Origin of the sequence: Kurthia senegalensis, from assembly GCF_000285595.1 — a bacterium.
Taxonomy (GTDB): Bacteria; Bacillota; Bacilli; order Bacillales_A; family Planococcaceae; genus Kurthia; species Kurthia senegalensis.
Window position 1 is genome coordinate 1 of sequence record NZ_HE611065.1, and the last position, 16703, is coordinate 16703.

22 protein-coding genes are annotated in these 16703 nt (G+C 36.2%); 7 read left to right on the forward strand and 15 right to left on the reverse strand.

All coding sequences use genetic code 11. The features are described from left to right. Positions 1-345: 345 nt before the first annotated feature. Positions 346-708 carry a dihydrofolate reductase family protein gene (locus KSHG_RS16195; protein ID WP_010302958.1) on the reverse strand — a complete coding sequence of 121 codons (363 nt, stop codon included), beginning with the start codon at positions 706-708 and terminating at the stop codon, positions 346-348. A gap of 94 nt (positions 709-802) precedes the next feature. Here KSHG_RS16195 and KSHG_RS05295 point away from each other — a divergent pair, with 94 nt between their 5' ends. Continuing rightward, complete coding sequence (locus KSHG_RS05295) at positions 803-1657, forward strand: aldo/keto reductase (protein ID WP_407635300.1); 855 nt, start codon at positions 803-805, stop codon at positions 1655-1657. Between the two features lie 164 nt (positions 1658-1821). Here KSHG_RS05295 and KSHG_RS05300 read toward each other — a convergent pair whose 3' ends face one another. The 7 genes from KSHG_RS05300 to KSHG_RS05330 form a co-directional block, all read right to left on the reverse strand. Further along, positions 1822-2862, reverse strand: coding sequence for a phosphotransferase family protein (locus KSHG_RS05300; RefSeq protein ID WP_010302964.1), 1041 nt, complete (start codon positions 2860-2862; stop codon positions 1822-1824). Beyond that, a complete protein-coding gene (locus tag KSHG_RS05305; protein WP_010302968.1) occupies positions 2837-3421 on the reverse strand; it encodes a TetR/AcrR family transcriptional regulator in 585 nt (194 codons plus the stop codon). The genes KSHG_RS05300 and KSHG_RS05305 overlap by 26 nt, the downstream gene beginning before the upstream one ends. A gap of 11 nt (positions 3422-3432) precedes the next feature. Continuing rightward, positions 3433-4209, reverse strand: a complete 777-nt coding sequence (locus tag KSHG_RS05310) for an SDR family oxidoreductase (protein WP_026022512.1) — start codon at positions 4207-4209, stop codon at positions 3433-3435. After that, entirely contained in the window at positions 4206-5423 is a 1218-nt protein-coding gene (locus KSHG_RS05315) for an acyl-CoA dehydrogenase family protein (protein WP_010302977.1), read from the reverse strand. The genes KSHG_RS05310 and KSHG_RS05315 overlap by 4 nt, the downstream gene beginning before the upstream one ends. 215 nt (positions 5424-5638) lie before the next feature. Then, positions 5639-5839, reverse strand: coding sequence for a cold-shock protein (locus tag KSHG_RS05320; protein ID WP_010302980.1), 201 nt, complete (start codon positions 5837-5839; stop codon positions 5639-5641). 158 nt (positions 5840-5997) lie between these two features. After that, positions 5998-6198, reverse strand: coding sequence for a cold-shock protein (locus tag KSHG_RS05325; RefSeq protein WP_010302983.1), 201 nt, complete (start codon positions 6196-6198; stop codon positions 5998-6000). Positions 6199-6433: 235 nt separating this feature from the next. Next, positions 6434-6709 carry a DUF1033 family protein gene (locus tag KSHG_RS05330; protein WP_010302986.1) on the reverse strand — a complete coding sequence of 92 codons (276 nt, stop codon included), beginning with the start codon at positions 6707-6709 and terminating at the stop codon, positions 6434-6436. 355 nt (positions 6710-7064) lie between these two features. Between KSHG_RS05330 and KSHG_RS16200 the strand changes: the two genes are divergently transcribed. The 3 genes from KSHG_RS16200 to KSHG_RS05345 all read left to right on the forward strand — a co-directional run bounded on the left by KSHG_RS16200 (position 7065) and on the right by KSHG_RS05345 (position 9967). Continuing rightward, a complete protein-coding gene (locus KSHG_RS16200; RefSeq protein ID WP_010302989.1) occupies positions 7065-7865 on the forward strand; it encodes a 5-bromo-4-chloroindolyl phosphate hydrolysis family protein in 801 nt (266 codons plus the stop codon). Between the two features lie 58 nt (positions 7866-7923). Further along, positions 7924-9102 carry a toxic anion resistance protein gene (locus KSHG_RS05340; RefSeq protein WP_010302992.1) on the forward strand — a complete coding sequence of 393 codons (1179 nt, stop codon included), beginning with the start codon at positions 7924-7926 and terminating at the stop codon, positions 9100-9102. Between the two features lie 289 nt (positions 9103-9391). Continuing rightward, a complete protein-coding gene (locus tag KSHG_RS05345; RefSeq protein WP_010302995.1) occupies positions 9392-9967 on the forward strand; it encodes a hypothetical protein in 576 nt (191 codons plus the stop codon). Between the two features lie 44 nt (positions 9968-10011). Here KSHG_RS05345 and KSHG_RS05350 read toward each other — a convergent pair whose 3' ends face one another. From KSHG_RS05350 to KSHG_RS05360, 3 genes are read right to left on the reverse strand one after another with little or no spacing between them, the layout of a single operon-like run. After that, complete coding sequence (locus tag KSHG_RS05350; protein ID WP_010302996.1) at positions 10012-11904, reverse strand: vWA domain-containing protein; 1893 nt, start codon at positions 11902-11904, stop codon at positions 10012-10014. 10 nt (positions 11905-11914) lie between these two features. Further along, positions 11915-12793, reverse strand: a complete 879-nt coding sequence (locus tag KSHG_RS05355; RefSeq protein WP_042231490.1) for an ATP-binding protein — start codon at positions 12791-12793, stop codon at positions 11915-11917. Between the two features lie 52 nt (positions 12794-12845). Beyond that, positions 12846-13043 carry a DUF6501 family protein gene (locus tag KSHG_RS05360; RefSeq protein ID WP_010302998.1) on the reverse strand — a complete coding sequence of 66 codons (198 nt, stop codon included), beginning with the start codon at positions 13041-13043 and terminating at the stop codon, positions 12846-12848. A 292-nt stretch (positions 13044-13335) separates the two neighbouring features. Here KSHG_RS05360 and KSHG_RS05370 point away from each other — a divergent pair, with 292 nt between their 5' ends. Further along, positions 13336-13821: a nucleoside 2-deoxyribosyltransferase gene (locus tag KSHG_RS05370; RefSeq protein ID WP_010302999.1), complete on the forward strand. Its 486-nt coding sequence runs from the start codon at positions 13336-13338 to the stop codon at positions 13819-13821. Between the two features lie 63 nt (positions 13822-13884). Then, a complete protein-coding gene (locus KSHG_RS05375) occupies positions 13885-14787 on the forward strand; it encodes an EamA family transporter (protein WP_010303000.1) in 903 nt (300 codons plus the stop codon). 48 nt (positions 14788-14835) lie between these two features. Here KSHG_RS05375 and KSHG_RS05380 read toward each other — a convergent pair whose 3' ends face one another. The 4 genes from KSHG_RS05380 to KSHG_RS18940 form a co-directional block, all read right to left on the reverse strand. Next, positions 14836-15102, reverse strand: a complete 267-nt coding sequence (locus tag KSHG_RS05380) for a hypothetical protein (RefSeq protein ID WP_010303001.1) — start codon at positions 15100-15102, stop codon at positions 14836-14838. Between the two features lies 1 nt (position 15103). After that, positions 15104-15262, reverse strand: a complete 159-nt coding sequence (locus KSHG_RS18270; protein ID WP_154646881.1) for a hypothetical protein — start codon at positions 15260-15262, stop codon at positions 15104-15106. A 104-nt stretch (positions 15263-15366) separates the two neighbouring features. After that, positions 15367-15654, reverse strand: a complete 288-nt coding sequence (locus tag KSHG_RS05390; RefSeq protein WP_010303003.1) for a hypothetical protein — start codon at positions 15652-15654, stop codon at positions 15367-15369. Between the two features lie 85 nt (positions 15655-15739). Then, positions 15740-15862, reverse strand: a complete 123-nt coding sequence (locus KSHG_RS18940; protein WP_261797756.1) for a hypothetical protein — start codon at positions 15860-15862, stop codon at positions 15740-15742. 108 nt (positions 15863-15970) lie between these two features. Between KSHG_RS18940 and KSHG_RS16205 the strand changes: the two genes are divergently transcribed. Continuing rightward, a partial coding sequence (locus tag KSHG_RS16205) for a GTP pyrophosphokinase (protein WP_010303005.1) occupies positions 15971-16703 on the forward strand: 733 nt, incomplete at its 3' end.

Genomic DNA, 16703 nt, shown 5'->3' on the forward strand with positions numbered 1-16703 from the left:
GCTTACTTAAAACGTTTTATTATTCAGATGTTTTATGTCTTGTTTCTTAATGACATAAGTTATTATAGTACTAGAATTCTTATAATGCAATAGTTTTTATGAAAAAATAATATTTTTTCATAAAAACTATTATTCAGTATTTCCCGCTTTTTTATCGAATTAAACAACACCGACCAAATAGACTTATTCTTCTCTTTTCTTATACGTCACTTCAACGAATTGATTGTATGTAGTTGTTTTCGTCAGTCGCCATTGACTCGCTTCGTGGAAATCTGAAAACAGACGAATACCATTTCCTAAAATAACGGGTGCAATGGAAAGAACTAAATCATCTACTTCTCCTAACTATAAAAAACCATCGAACAATTGCGCCCCACCAATTAAGCAAATATCTTTTTCACTATCCTTTCGTAATTTACGAGCCATTTCTTTAAAACTTCCTTCTATAAAATGAACATTTCCGATACTCGGCATTTTTTTCGATGTTACAACGTAGCATTTTTGTTGAGCATATGGAAAATGCGTATTGTTTTTTAAAATCCATTCATATGTAAGTCGCCCCATAACGACCGTATCAATGGATGAAAAAAAAGCAAAATATCCATTGTCTCCCTCGCCTTCAACCGTTGATAGCCATTTTATATCTCCATCGCGTGTCGCAATGTATCCATCTAAACTCATAGCAATGTACAATTTAATTCGTTTCATGTTAAAACCTCCCTCTCTACTTTAATAGTAACAAATGTATGAAACTTCCAAAAACAATAAGAATGCGTTAAGATAAAACTATTCTTTAAAAGGAGTGTTGACGATGTCAAAAATGACAAAGCTAAACAATGGAAATCAAATCCCTACATTAGGTTACGGTACATTCCGCTCACCTGAGAGCGATAATTTATCAGCATGTGTTAAAACAGCGATTGAATCTGGATATCGATTAATTGATACAGCTGCGATTTATGAAAATGAAGCTTCCGTTGGTAAAGGGATTAACGAAGCTATTTCAGAAGGAATCGTTTCACGAGAAGAATTATTCATCACATCAAAAGTTTGGAACGATCATACAACCTATGAGGAAACACTTCAAGCGTATGAAGAAGCATTGAAGAAAATGCAACTAGACTATTTAGATTTATACTTACTTCATTGGCCAGGCTTAGACAATGACAATGATTTCATTCCACAATGGCAAGCACTTGAAACACTATATAAAGAAGGTAAAGTTAAAAATATTGGTGTTTGTAACTTCCACGTCCATCATTTAGAGAAATTATTAGCTGTAGCAGAAGTTGTGCCAGCTATTAATCAAATTGAATTAAATCCGCTTCAATCACAAAAGAAAGTTCATTCATTTAATATTGAAAAAGGCATTCAAACAGAAGCTTGGACACCTTTAGTAAATGGTGAAATTTTAGAAAATAAAACGTTGCAGACGATTGCTTCCAAATATAATAAAACGACAGCACAAGTTATTTTACGTTGGCAAATTCAAACGAACGTCATTACGATTCCAAAATCATTGACACCTAGTCGTATTAAAGAAAATATTGATATTTATGACTTTGAATTAACAGCGGACGATATTTTATTAATCGAGAGTTTGAATGAAGACGGTCATTACGGACCAAATCCAGACCACTTCGATTTCGGTCGATAATCAGCGAAACCTTCGTCCAATAAAAAGAGTCGCGATGATTTTAAAATCATTGCGACTCTTTTTTAATTGACACTTGTAAACAACCTTTATGATGCAACGGAGAATTTATTCAACACCGAATATCTATATTTCTAAAAAAATACATTTGTAAAGCAAAACATCTATTACTTCTTCGTTAAATCATTTGCATAATGCATTAATGAGTGAACGAGCTGACCAAATGCTTCAAAGCGTGGGTCCTTTGTTTGACCATTCACAAAGCGTGCATAAATTTGCTGACCAATGACTGCCAATTTAAAATAGGCAAATACAATGTAATACGAAATTGCGGACATATCGCGGCCACTTTTAGCAGCATAACGTGCAATCATTTGTTCTCGCGTATAAAACCCCGGCATTATTGTTACAGGCGGCTTCCCGAGCATATATTTCAGCGTATCGGAGTCTTCTTCTGTCACCCAATAACTTAACATCACACCGACATCTGCTAAAGGATCCCCAACCGTCGTCATTTCCCAATCGAATAAGCCGACAATTTCATCGTAATTTTCATTAAACATAATATTGTTCAATTTAAAGTCATAGTGAATAATCGTTGAATCAAGCGTTTCAGGAATATGATTTTTCAGCCATTTTGTCAAAGCTATCACTTCTTCAATTTCTTCGGTTTTTGCTTGTTCATAACGCGCAATCCAACTAAGAACTTGTCTTTCTAAAAACCCTTCCGCTTTTGTCATCGACGCTAAATTCGTTTGTTTATAATCGATGGCATGCAATTTCACGAGTAAATCAATGACTTTTTCTGAAATGATTGCCCCATAGGTTTCTTCATATTCCCCTTCGAATGATGTATCTAATACGATTCCTTTTTTGCGTTCCATAATAAAAAAAGGAACGCCAATGACAGAAAGGTCCTCACATAACAAAATAGGTTTTGGTACTTCATTTAATAAAGGATGTAGCATTTCTAAAAGCTGATATTCCCGTGACATATCGTGTGCCTTTTTTGCCAACTTTCCAAAAGGAGGTCTCCGAAGAACATATTCCCCTGTTGTAGTCGTGAGCGCATACGTTAAATTGGACGCCCCTGCTTGAAATTGTGTATACGATAAAATATCTCCGATTGTACGATCATTGTTTAAAAATGTTTGAATTTTACTTACCGGTAATTCCTCGCCCTCACGAACCTTCATCGTTTCGCTCATTTGCCACCATCCCTTTCAAAATCATTTCCACGTATTGAACAGCTAATTCGGACGTACTCAGCGTACCTTCTTGCTTGTACCATTCATAACAATAATTTGTCATTCCTAATACAGCAAAAGCAGCCAGATCTGCTTTCACCGTATTCGATATTTCACGATGATCTTGCCCCTGCTCTATAACGGACTGAACATTTAATCGAAACTGCTTTCGCTTCTGTTTAATGTTCTGATTGTTTTCCGTACTTAAATGTTTCATTTCGCGAAAAAATACTCTCGCCTCTAATTGAACGTCATCCATGTCCTCAATAATTAACGTAATTATACGCGATAATTTTTCTAATGCCGTTTGCTTTTGATTCATAATTGTTTGTTGTCGCTTCAACAATTCATCGACATAATGTAAATGAATCGTATAAAGCAACTGCTCTTTACTCGCAAAATAATAATAAAAGGTTCCTTTCGTCACATGCAATGCATCCGTAATTTGTTGAATAGACGTATTTGTAAAACCTTTTTCATCAAAAAGTTGAATGCTTTGACGAATTAACTCTTCCTTCAAACAAATTCCTCCTAATAAGCGCTCATACCACCATCTACTGGTAAGATGGCTCCTGTAATATAGCGCGATGCATCCGATGCAAAAAAGATTGCTGCCCCCATTAAATCTTCTTCCCCGCCTAGTCTCCCTAGTGGCGTATGCTCTTGAATATACTCTTTTCCATGTTCTATGAGTGCGCTCGACATTTTTGTCGGGAAAAACCCTGGAGCAATTGCATTTACACGGATATGTTCTTTTCCAAGTTTCACAGCTAAATCTTTTGTGAAAGCGATAATTCCAGCTTTACTTGCATTGTATGCAACCGTTTCCATAAAAGGTGGTGTTCCACCAAAACCAGCAATCGATGCAATATTCAAAATAACCCCACTTTGCTGTTTCGCCATAATCGTACCGACTGCTTGAGACATTAAAAATGTGCCGGTTAAATTCGTTTCCACTACTTTATCCCATGCACTTTTCGGCATTTCTAAAAAATTCGCACCCCAAGATGCCCCGCTATTATTCACTAAAATATCAATCGTCTCGACTTTTTCAGAAATATCTTTTACGACTTGTTTTACATTTTCTTCGTTCGTTACATCACATGCATAAGAAAAAACAGTTACGTCGTAGTTATCTTTCAATTGTTGCGCTGTCGCTTCACAAGATTCAATCTTTCTCGAACAAAGAATTAACGTTTGAATGCCTGCCTTTGCATAGCCTTCTGCAATTTGTGCTCCTAAACCGCGTCCGCCACCTGTAATAATCGCTGTTTTTCCATTCAATCGAAATAAATCCATCTGTTTCATCCCCTAGCACTTATATTTTTTAATTCTAATTTTGCAATTTGTGTTTTATGCACTTCATCTGGACCATCTGCAAAGCGCAACGTACGTGCTTGTGCCCATAAAAAGGCAAGTGGTGTATCCTCACTAACGCCTTTTGCGCCAAAACTTTGAATAGCACGGTCGATCACATTCAATGCCATTTGAGGCGCCATCGCTTTAATCATTGCAATTTCTTGCTTCGCTGCCTTATTTCCAACAGTGTCCATCATATAGGCTGCTTTTAACGTTAATAAACGTGCTTGTTCAATTTCCATACGTGACATTGCAATCCACTCTTGGATCACCCCTTGCTTCGCTAACGGTTTACCGAAAGCTACACGCATTTCCACACGTTCACACATGAGTTCCAACGCTCTTTCCGCTGCACCAATTAAGCGCATGCAATGATGAATTCTACCAGGTCCAAGTCGTCCTTGCGCAATCGCGAACCCTTTCCCCTCTTCCCAAATAATATTTTCAACGGGTACACGCACATTTGTGTAACTAATCTCCGCATGTCCGTGAGGGGCGTCGTCATAACCGAATACCGGTAGCATACGTTCGACTTTCAAACCTTCCGTATCCATCGGCACGAGAATCATCGATTGTTGTTCATGCTTCTCAGCTTCTTTATCTGTTTTACCCATGACGATAGAAATCGCACATCTCGGATCTCCTGCTCCAGAACTCCACCATTTACGTCCATTAATAACGTACTCATTTCCTTCTTTTTCAATAGATAGTTCCACATTCGTCGCATCACTTGAAGCAACATCTGGTTCTGTCATTGAAAAACAAGAACGAATTTCGCCTTCTAATAGTGGAATCAACCACTTATCTTTTTGTTCTTTCGTTCCATACCGCTCGAGCACTTCCATATTCCCTGTATCAGGGGCGTTGCAGTTGAATACTTCTGGCGCTAAAATTGATCGCCCCATAATTTCACATAAGGGTGCGTATTCTAAATTCGTTAATCCAGCTCCATATGTACTGTCTGGTAAAAATAAGTTCCACAAACCTGCTTCTTTCGCTTTTTTCATGAGTTCTAATTTAATAGGTGGAATTTGACTAAAACGATCTTTTTGTGACGCTAATTGTTGTTCATATACATGCTCATTCGGGTAAATATATTGTTCCATAAAATCCATTAGCTTTTTTTGCAATCTCAACACTTTAGGTGAATACGAAAAATCCATTTTACTTCCTCCTTCTCTCACATACTAACCGGTCGGTATGTTTGTTAGAATTTTACATCTTTATTCTATTTTTTTCAAGTTTTTTCTACTTTTAATCATTTTATTCTACTTTATGTATTTTTTAAATTAAAAAAAGCCGAATAAATTGAATCATTCGGCATACGTATGTGCATAAAAAAAAGAGCATCCTAGTAAGGATGCTCTTTTTCGGAAAATTAAAGTTTTGTTACGTTTGCAGCTTGTGGGCCACGTTGTCCGTCAGTCACTTCAAATTCAACTTTTTGACCTTCGTCTAAAGTTTTGAATCCTTCGCCTTGGATTTCTGAGAAGTGTACGAATACATCATTTTCACCTTCGATTTCGATAAAACCGAAACCTTTTTCTGCGTTAAACCATTTTACTGTACCTTGTTTCATGTGAGAAAACCTCCAAAATTTTTAAAAATTAATACGCAAAATTTCTACTGCTTTAAGAACAAAAGAATTTACATATTATAAAAGGTAACAAAATGTTACCCTTTGTAATAAATAAATTCAGAGGAGTATTCCCCTGTCATTATAATTAATTTTTAAAATTAAAGTTTTGTTACGTTTGCAGCTTGTGGACCGCGGTTACCTTCAGTTACTTCGAATTCAACAGCTTGACCTTCGTCTAAAGATTTGAATCCTTCACCTTGGATTGCTGAGAAGTGTACGAATACGTCGTCTCCGCCTTCTACCTCGATGAAACCGAAACCTTTTTCTGCGTTAAACCATTTTACTGTACCTTTTTCCATGTGAAAAAACCTCCAAAAAATAAATAATAATACAAAGTGAATCCATATCCCATCCCCAAAACAAAAATTCACATATTACAAAAAGTACCGTAAGAACTTATCGATCACTTTTTGTAATATGTGAATGGAAGTTTGCGGTTAAACGAATTTCATTTGTGCTTTTAGTATATCACGCTAACAAACATTGTCAAATAAAATTCAAATTTTTTCAAAAAATATCAACTTTTTTACTTTTTTATACTTGTTGCCAAATAATGCCGTGATACGTTTGAATATCATCGTCACATGCTTCGCAAAAAGCTACTTCTTCATCAGACCAAAATGCCCAAAAACGTTCTTTACGATGATCTTGATGTCCATATTTCACTTCAAAATCACGTAATGTATGTTCTAAAAAAGATTCTGCTTCTTGTTTATTTTTAAACGCACGCTCTTTGACGATAAATTCTTCCCAACCATCAAACTGCCACCAAGGCTCATAATCTGCCTTCATATAAATTACTTTATACACGTTTTCGCGCTCCTTTAATTGTCACAATAAACTATTGCCTAATAATTCTCTATGCACTACTTTTTAAAATACTCAATCCGTTATTTCGAACGAATAACTCCGTGCTCATTACATATGTATTGTATAACTTTCATGAAATTGTTCCAAAGCATTCGACTTCAAACACAAACTACATTCCCTTTTTTATTTTATTAAACATTCTATATATGTAATTTTCATTTTATATTTTATATAGAAGGAATACATATCCATCACATCGATTATATGAAATAAGCAAAATCAAATCTTTTGAAACTTATTTTATTTTGATTCGTATACATACTAACGATACATTTACACTCGAAGGAGGAGTACTATGCTCAACGCTGGCCATCAAATACTACGAATAATCACAGCCTTCATCATTGGCCCGATTGTTACGTTGATTGCAATTGGATTTAATGTCCCGATACTCATTAGTTTATTCGGGGGCGTTGTTTGTTTTGTTATGACATTATTCATCATGAAAATGTCACAACGTAGAGGCGCAAGAAAAAAATTCAATCTAACAAAATCTGAATATAACTTAATCGAAGAACAACTAGAAGAAGCCAATGATACAGCTCGTCAACTATCTAGTCTATTTACAAAAGTCCGTTCTATTAAAGGATTCCGTCAATTATACGATATGAATAAAATCGCACGTCGTATTATTAATATCGTCAAAACGAACCCACAAAAATTTTATCGTGTAGAAACGTTCTTTTATGCACATCTCCCTTCTATCGGCGAGTTAGCAGATAAGTATGTTTTACTTGCACGTGAAAAAATGAAAGATTATGAAGTGAAACTTGCGCTACAAGAAACACAACTGGCATTAGACAACTACCAAAAAATATTGAATGATGACTTAAAAGAAGTGCTAGCCGATGATATTGAATCGTTAAAAATGGAACTAGATTTCGCAAAAATGACATCTGCTAGACATTCGAAAAAATCAGAACCACTCTCAGCACACTTCACTGCAATAAAACAGCAATCAAAACAACAAGAGCCTGAACAAGAGGCATTTGAAAAAGCATTGCAACATTATGCTGAAGCTGAACAAAAAATCGAACTTTCAAAAAAGAAAGTTATGAAAAGCAACAAGATATACCATATAAAGAACCTGAATTAATGCCGATTAGACGTACTTCAAGAGTAGAACGTCGTCAGCAAAGGGAGATGCATAAGTAATGACTGAACAACGTAACCAAACGATGGACGATTTGTTAGCAAATCCATTTGACACCAATGCTTTACAAAAAATCGAACCTACTACACTCACAAAAGCTGTGAAGCCAATCAAAGAAATGGATCGATTATCTGAAGAAGAACAGGCAAAGGCAAAAGAGTTAGCTAGCCAAATTCCTACGAATCAAACAGATGCCATTTTGACATACGGAGCAAATGCTCAAGCAGCACTATCTACTTTCTCTAACAAAATGCTCGATCACGTACAAGCGAAAGATGCAGGAGAAGTAGGTTCGATTTTATCCGATTTAATGAATAAATTAAATGAAATCAATCCGGACGAATTACAAGCAGAACAACCTAAAGGACTCAAAAAATTATTTAGTAAAGTGTCTAAGTCCATTAGCGAAGTTATGTCTAAATATCAAAAACTAAGTACGCAAATCGATCGAATCGCCATTCAATTAGAGCATTCTAAAAACGGCCTCGTTGATGACGTTCGAATGCTTGACCAATTATACGATCAAAACAAAACGTATTTTGAAGCATTGAACATTTACATCGCAGCTGCAGAATTGAAACGAGATGAACTTGTAAATGAAATTATTCCTCGTGCACATGCAGAAGCACAACAATCTGACGATCAAATGAAAGTGCAGGAAGTGAATGATTTAAATCAATTCGTCGATCGACTTGAAAAACGAATGTACGATTTGCAACTTTCTAGACAAATCACATTACAATCCGCTCCACAAATTCGTATGATTCAATCGACGAATCAAACGCTAGCTGAAAAAATCCAGTCGTCTATCATGACATCGATTCCTCTTTGGCGTAATCAAATCGCTATCGCCCTAACGTTGAACAACCAACGAAAAGCTGTAGAAGCGCAACGAAAAGTAACCGAAACGACGAATGAATTATTACTACGCAACTCAGAAATGTTAAAAATGAATACGATTGAAACGGCAAAAGAAAATGAACGCGGAATCGTAGAAATTGAAACGTTAAAAATTACGCAAGATAATCTCGTACAAACGATAGCTGAAACGTTAGAAATTCAAGCAGAAGGACGTGAAAAACGTCGTCTCGCAGAAATTGAACTTGCCCAAATGGAACAAGATTTAAAACAACGTCTTTTGCAATTACAATATACGAAACAAGAACAAGAACGTCGTTAAATGTATTCAAAGTCCCTCGAGCAACCTTTCTTTTCTTAAATAAAAATGACGCTGTCCATGGATAGCGTCATTTTTTCTTTTCCATCAATTGTTGTGATGTTGTCCATCATATGAAACTTCTTTCAAATAAAACGTTCCTAATTCTCCAACATTTTAAGTACTTTGCCTCATTCATTTGTTTCACTCATCCTTTATTTGGGTAAAATTCAACATACACACTTTCAATTTATACGCATCACTAATTCATTCATATTGAAACTAAAAACGTTTATGAAGGAGAGATTGCCTTATGCCAACGAAACATTTTTTACTAGCATTTTTTTCAATTGAAGGTCAAGCACAACAAGCTTTTGCTGCACTGCGACAAAACGTCAATGCACCGATTGAAGAACTGTATGTTCGAGAAGCTACCCTATTAAAAAGAACACATCATGAAATAATTGAAAAAGAGCAAATGTATGGTTATTTGACACCTTTATCGAAAAACGATATGCCGTATACGATTAGCAATCGAATTTTGAAAACAGTTAATGGCCCAATCGGTCAACTTTTATTACAAAGACATCTCTCTCCTATAGACGCCCAACGTAATAAAACCGAAAATTTATTATTAGCTATGAGTCAAGGTATTCACGAAAACTGTTATGGCATTCTTGCTGCTGTTGAAGAAACTAATCCGAAGAAAATTCATCAATTGTTTAAACAATATGATATGACACTAATACGATATGAAGAATCGTATATTTTAGAAGAGTTAAAAGCAGCCGCTTCCCTTGAAGCTTTACTGCGTTCACAAGTTCAAAAATCCATTCGTGACTTCGAACCTGAAAACCTACATTCGGCTCTTACTGAACATGTTGGCTAATTAAAAAAGTGTAGCAACTAACGCTACACTCTACATACTTTTATTTAACTTGATTGAATGACTTGGCGAACGAGTCTTTTTAATAAGCGTAATGTCACATCGCTAAATTGCTCTACACTGGAAGCGGCAACCGTCTGCTTCCCATAAATCGAATGAAATAACAGTAATTGTTCCTCTGACGGTTTTTCCGTACTTAAAAATAAATGCACGACTGTCATTCCTTTTTTCTCTGCTTCTAATACCGCTTCTGTCGTATCAATAATCCCATTATTAGCATATTCAAAGGCGGACGGTTCCCCATCAGAAAAGATGAGTAAAAAACGATGTTTCTCTTCCCTCTTTTGCAATCGTTTTGCCATCCAACGAATCGCAAACCCATCCCGGTTATCTTCATGTGCCTCAATCGACATAATACTTTCCGCACAATCAGCACTCGGATTTTCTTCCATTCGATGCACCCATTCAAATGTGTTCGGCTGATTTTCTTTTGTCGCCTCGTACGCATCCTCATAATAACTCACAATATCGTGTCTAATTTGTAAGTTCCGCAGAACATCATGAAATAATAAGACAGCTTTCTTCGTTTCTTCCAACTTATCTTCCATCGATGCCGATCCATCAATAAGTAGACCAAATACGGCATCAAGTGGTTTTGCTGGTGCATCTTTTTTATAAAAAGGTTTCGGGCGATTTTCTACAATAAATTGAAGCAAAGAACGGCTATCTAAACGTCCGAAACTTAAATGGTTACGCTTCGCTATGTTTTTTTGCGCCATTTGTCGTTGAAATTCTTTTACGAAATCTTTTACGAACGGTGCTTGTTCGTACCGTGTACGCATCACTTGGCGTAAAAGCGTTGTCGAATTATGAATTTCAATAGCCTTCTCTTCGTACGTGACGTGTTCATTACTTTTCCCAAACGCTTTCCCTGCTTTTTTCTTTCCAGCTGTCTTTTTCGTAGAAGGTAGCGATTTTGATTGTTTTTTCTGAATCGCTTCTGGATCAATCTCTCCGCCCGATGCACTACTCGTTGCATCTTGCTCTGGATCCCCTTCGGCACCTTCTGCTCCTACACTTTGATTGCTGTTCCCTCGGTCTAACTCCAACCGTAAATGTGTTCCTTCTTGGCTTTTCGTTTCACGATGCCACGTTCGAAACATTTCTTCAATCGTCTCTTTATTTTCAGAGTCGCCTTCTGTTAAACATGCTTTTTTGCCTTTCGAACTATGCATGTCCTGTTTTGGCAACGTGTCAAGTAATGCATACAAATTAAACGATACGTCTTTCGTAATATGTTGCTCGACAATCGCCATTAATCGCCACGTTAGCGCAATACTTTGCTCTGTGGACCGGACATCATAAATTTGTTGAAACTGCCACATGAAATTTTCAAAATCATACTCATGACGATGAAGAGACCCCTCATGTGCGGCAATGTAACAAAAATTCAAAAAAGCATCTGCTGTATACCCTTTTTGCTGATACACGGTCATTTGATGTTTCAACGTTTCAACATACGTTTTCTTTCGCACATCAAATGCTTTTTTCGTCCCTGGTCTATTTTGTTGAATTTGTTCAATTAATCGAAATTCTTCGATTAAGAAAAATAATTGTTTCCGCATTTTCGGTAGCGCTTCTTCTTTTATTTCAGACACGTACGTACGATAGGCAGATAGATGGAAATTCCTCCAAAAACCTAAGCTCATAATGTATAAGTCTGATAAGCGACCTAAATGCATCGTCTGCTTGTCTCGATGACGCCAAAAAACAGACATCGCGAGTTCTTCTTTTTCGACATTCATTTCGATTACTTGTCTTTCTGTTACGTGAATGGATGTATTAGAAGAAAGTGCTTTCGCCAATGTTTCATATTGCAACATTTGTCTCGCATTTAATTGTTCATTATTGAATTGAATGAAACGCCCTAATTCAGCCATTTTCTTCGCCTCACTTCACCCACGTATTAGCTAATTCCATTACGAGTTCTTTTTCATTGCGATCGGCTAATTTTTCGGCAATCGCATAATTAATAGCTCTTTCGATCGGAATGTACTGTGCAAGTTCTGTCGCATCAAGTAGTGAGCGAATAGAAGCTGCTTCCTCACTTAAAAGACCTTGTTCTACTTGTGTTTTCAAATCTTCCGCTAAATGTAACATCACATTTGTCACTTCTTGCTTCCCATTCGGGAAATTTTCTTGCCAAAGTTCCTTCAGCACGTCACCAGAAATGTACGCGACTGAAAAAGAAATAAAGCGATTTTTAAGTGCTTCGTTCATCGGTGTCGTTCCGATATAGCCCTCGTTAATTGCCGCGATAACATTAAAATCTTCATGTGCAAAAATAACTTCTCCTGTAAAAGGATTCGTTAACGTACGGCGATGGTCTAGCACGCTATGTAAAATAGGCAGCGTTTCGGCTTTTGCCATATTAATTTCATCGATGTATAAAATATGACCTTTTTTCATCGCTTCTACGACCGGACCTTCTACGAAATCAATTAATGTTTGACCATTTTCTTGTACGACGGTTTTATAACCTAGTAAGCTTTCAACATCTAAATCAACTGAACAGTTGACACTTTGCATCGGTTGTTGAAAATAATTCGAAATAGATTCTGCTAATTTCGTCTTACCCGAGCCAGATGGTCCTTTTAATAAAACTGGCTTTTTCAATACGATGCTCAATAAAACATCTTCCATTAAATAAGGGTTAGGCGAGCGATAGCCTCCACTTGGAATTAAGCGTTGAAATGATTCCTCGTACGTTCTAGTGCGGCGATGTTTCCGTTCTTTCTCAATAAGTTGGTTCAAAATAATTCCTCCCATTTTATAAAAAAGACCGTTTGCAAAGTGCAAACAGCCCGTTCATTTGACGCATTTAAGCAAAATATTGTTTGTAGTAACCGCCAACGTTGCCAGAGTTATCAATAACAAAAATGAATTCTTCTGTTTCATTTTTCACTTCATACTCTTTACCGACTGTTAGCATGTTTGAAACTAAATATTTTTTAGCATCTGTATTCACGCATGTAACTGTTTTTACTGTAGGTAGTTCTTTCCATTGTAAATGAATCATTCGTTTATAACCTCTTTCCAGTGATCTTCTCATTCATTTTACATGATTTACCTCGTATTGTGTAGTTTCCTATTCGAAAAATCATATGCTACTATAAGAAAAAAGGAGGATTTACTATGTTCTTATTATTTTCAAGTGTCCCTACTTGGTTTTACATCGTTGCATTCATTTTTATTGCCGGTTTTGTCTTATTTTCCGAGTGGAATTCACGTAGATAACGTCGTTCGTTGAAAAACGGTTGAAACGTATTAGAAGTTCCGATACAATTAGTCGGAATGGAGGTCTTATCAACATGAAAACAGGTTATTTAGCCAACGGTTTGTTTAGCTTAGGCGATCGGCTCGTTAATGAGCTCGTCGCAGATGCTGTCAGACAAACCCTTCCTGGCGTCGAACTATACGTTCCACAGGAAAATGGTGCAATAAATGATAAGGCAGCGTATGCTGATAGCGAACAAATCGCATCAGCAGACATGGCGTCCCTTTTAAAAAGTGACTTCTTGATCGCTGTTTTGGACGGCGTTGAAATCGATAGTGGTGTTGCTGCTGAAATCGGCGCATTTTCGATGCTCAACCGCCCAATCTTTGCGCTACTCACTGACACTCGCCAACAAGGACGAGACAATATGAAAAAAATCGATGCACTCCAAAAAGATGCTACGGAAAATCAATTTATTTACCGTAATCTATTTGTTGTAGGGCTCATCAAACAACGAGGAATCATTGTTTCTAGCATTGAAGAGCTCCGAGAAGCTTTAAGTAAAAAAGATTCTCCGTAACGTATGAATAGCTTTATATACTTAATGAACTTATTCATACAATAAAAGGAGATTATTATTACTATGTGGTTAACTTACGCCCTCATTACTTGGGTTTTATGGGGAACAGCTAATTTATTTTATAAAAAGGCTTCAAATGAAAACGACAAATACAGTCATGCGAAAATCGCGATTATGGTCGGACTTGTTATGGGGATTCACGCAACAATTTATTGGATTACGTCTGATGTGAATGTCCAACTACAAGACTTTATTACGTACTTACCTGTTTCAGCGTTATACATCGCTTCAATGGTTTTCGGTTACGTCGGTTTACGTTATTTAGAACTTTCAATCGTTGCACCACTTCAAAATTCATCTGGTGCTATTACGGTTTTACTTTTACTTTTCACCTTCCCACAAGATATTACGTGGTTACACATCACGGGATTCGCTCTTATTTTATTAGGTATTATTTGGCTCGCATTCATTGAGAAAAAATATGATGATTTAGAATTACGTCGTAAAGGTATTAAAGTCGATACGAAATATCGTTACGGCCTGATTGCTTTAACTTTCCCACTACTATATGCCGTATTAGACGGACTCGGTACATTTGCAGACGCTGCTGTTTTAGATGAATTAAAACTCATTGCTGAAGGTCCAGCTATTATCGCTTACGAATATACGTGGCTTGTCGTAGCGATCTTCTATTTCCTTTACTTAAAAGCGAAAAAGGTAGAGTTTCGTCTTCGTGATCAAAAAAATGGTGCCATTGCCGCTGTTTTAGAAACGGGCGGGCAGTTTTTCTATACGTTTGCCCTTGCGACAAAATCTATTTTAGCCGCACCTATTTTAGCATCATTCTTCGTATGTTCTATGATTTTAGGACGTATTTTCTTAAAAGAAAAATTAACGAAAGCACAGTATTTCGTCATCATCTTAATTTTCATAGGCATTATGATTTTAGGTTACTTAGACGTATAAACAAAAAAGGAGTCATCACAATTATGTGATGACTCCTTTTTCTTTATGTTACTCTTTGAAATCGAAGCGATAAAAACTTTTACTTCTCGTATGTAGTTGACACGTACAATGGTACGGATACGTCACTTTTAATACGTCTGATTTTCCCACAGGATGTCCCCCATTCAACGCTGTTAGCTTTCTTTCCATTTCTTTAAACGAGCGTTTAACAGATACGCCACAGTCTTTACAATAAATTTCGATTTCTTCTACCCCGTGTGCTGCATAATATTCCGGATCTAAATAAAGATTTGTCAGCGTTCCTTCCGTAGACAACTTAACTGAAGTCGGTGAAAAAAAGGGATTTCACCCGAGTTTTCATACTACTCGTAGCATTTTTTACTTTAACGGTCATTTCAAGTTTTTTACTTAATAAATCGTTCGGCACTTTCACAAACGTCACTTTCGAATCAAAACTCACTTTAATTTCAGACATACGTGTTCGCCTCTTTCTTTTATTTTCTATTATATGAAATCGATAAAATGGATACAAATAAAAAAGAACTTGAAACGCTAAGTTCCAAGTTCTTTACGCTTTATTTAACGTCTTTTCCCAACGAAAAAATCAATGAAATAAGCGATTGCGATACATAAATGGATAAACCACCCAACGAATGGAATCCACGTTAATAACGTACCGATTAACGCTAAAATCGGCACAACTTTTGAATCACCACGAACGAAGCGGAAAATTAAAATAATAGCGTGAATTACGAGCGCTGTTGCGATTGTTCCGTATGAACTACCGATGACAATAAGTCCTCCAACAAATGGGATTGCGAGAACAAGTTCATAAAGAAAACCTACTAAAGTAGGAATAAAGAACATACTATTCACTCCTTTGTTTCTAAATAATTAGTTGATAGTTATTTTACGTAATACATCGTAATAAGTTTCACTTTTTCTTCATTTTTTAAAAGAATAGAGCGATTTGATGCTCTTGCACGTATTGATATGTCGTCACAAAACCGAAACAAAGTAAAAAGACAAACATGCAACACATGCCGATAATAATTTCTTTTTTTAGCCGGGTCATTATCCCTACCTCCTACCATTTACCTTATTATATGAAAATCATGCGTCAAGTATATGTCAAAATTCATTTAATTCGATATAATAAAAAAGAATATAGAGGAGGGTTACGATGGTCGAAATACAACCTGAACAAAAACAATTAGCACGTCAACTACGCGTAGAAATGACACGGTTTATGATGGCTTATAAGTTTGCTATTGATGAAATAACAACAAAGGTTAATATTTTAAAAGAAGAGTTTCAATTAATGCATGAATACAATCCCATTGAGCATACGAATACACGTTTGAAATCTCCTGAAAGTATCATACGAAAAATTATCAAAAAAAACATTCCTTATTCAATAGAAGCCATTCGTGAAACGATTACAGACATTGCTGGCATACGCATCATTTGTTCATTCGTATCTGATATATACAAATTGAAAGAAATGATTGAACGTCAAAGTGATTTAACGATTATCGAAGTAAAAGATTATATCGCAAATCCGAAAGAAAATGGTTATCAAAGCTTGCATTTAATTATGACTATCCCCGTCTTTTTATCGGATCGCAGAGAAGATGTATACATTGAAATGCAAATTCGAACGATTGCTATGGATTTTTGGGCTTCACTCGAACATAAAATTTATTATAAATACGATAAACACATTCCGAGTCATTTAACCGATGAATTGTTACAAGCTGCTCAAACAGCCAAACATCTCGATTTAAAAATGGAACGGTTAAATGAAGAAATTAACATCTTGAAAAAACAAGAGGTCGAAGAAGAACTACCTGAAACGAATATCGATGCTATTCAATTATTAGCGGTACTTAAACAAATTGGAATAAATGAAAAAT

Excerpts from the sequence above, each read along its gene's own strand:
- KSHG_RS05300 (WP_010302964.1), bottom strand. The coding sequence starts at position 2,862 with ATGAGCGAAACGATGAAGGTTCGTGAGGGCGAGGAATTACCGGTAAGT.
- KSHG_RS05325 (WP_010302983.1), bottom strand. The coding sequence starts at position 6,198 with ATGGAAAAAGGTACAGTAAAATGGTTTAACGCAGAAAAAGGTTTCGGT.
- KSHG_RS16200 (WP_010302989.1), top strand. The coding sequence starts at position 7,065 with ATGCTCAACGCTGGCCATCAAATACTACGAATAATCACAGCCTTCATC.
- KSHG_RS05360 (WP_010302998.1), bottom strand. The coding sequence starts at position 13,043 with ATGATTCATTTACAATGGAAAGAACTACCTACAGTAAAAACAGTTACA.
- KSHG_RS05315 (WP_010302977.1), bottom strand. The coding sequence starts at position 5,423 with ATGGATTTTTCGTATTCACCTAAAGTGTTGAGATTGCAAAAAAAGCTA.
- KSHG_RS05350 (WP_010302996.1), bottom strand. The coding sequence starts at position 11,904 with ATGGCTGAATTAGGGCGTTTCATTCAATTCAATAATGAACAATTAAAT.
- KSHG_RS18270 (WP_154646881.1), bottom strand. The coding sequence starts at position 15,262 with ATGTCTGAAATTAAAGTGAGTTTTGATTCGAAAGTGACGTTTGTGAAA.
- KSHG_RS05320 (WP_010302980.1), bottom strand. The coding sequence starts at position 5,839 with ATGAAACAAGGTACAGTAAAATGGTTTAACGCAGAAAAAGGTTTCGGT.
- KSHG_RS05390 (WP_010303003.1), bottom strand. The coding sequence starts at position 15,654 with ATGTTCTTTATTCCTACTTTAGTAGGTTTTCTTTATGAACTTGTTCTC.
- KSHG_RS18940 (WP_261797756.1), bottom strand. The coding sequence starts at position 15,862 with ATGACCCGGCTAAAAAAAGAAATTATTATCGGCATGTGTTGCATGTTT.
- KSHG_RS05340 (WP_010302992.1), top strand. The coding sequence starts at position 7,924 with ATGACTGAACAACGTAACCAAACGATGGACGATTTGTTAGCAAATCCA.
- KSHG_RS05370 (WP_010302999.1), top strand. The coding sequence starts at position 13,336 with ATGAAAACAGGTTATTTAGCCAACGGTTTGTTTAGCTTAGGCGATCGG.
- KSHG_RS05345 (WP_010302995.1), top strand. The coding sequence starts at position 9,392 with ATGCCAACGAAACATTTTTTACTAGCATTTTTTTCAATTGAAGGTCAA.
- KSHG_RS05355 (WP_042231490.1), bottom strand. The coding sequence starts at position 12,793 with ATGGGAGGAATTATTTTGAACCAACTTATTGAGAAAGAACGGAAACAT.
- KSHG_RS16195 (WP_010302958.1), bottom strand. The coding sequence starts at position 708 with ATGAAACGAATTAAATTGTACATTGCTATGAGTTTAGATGGATACATT.
- KSHG_RS05310 (WP_026022512.1), bottom strand. The coding sequence starts at position 4,209 with ATGAAACAGATGGATTTATTTCGATTGAATGGAAAAACAGCGATTATT.
- KSHG_RS05375 (WP_010303000.1), top strand. The coding sequence starts at position 13,885 with ATGTGGTTAACTTACGCCCTCATTACTTGGGTTTTATGGGGAACAGCT.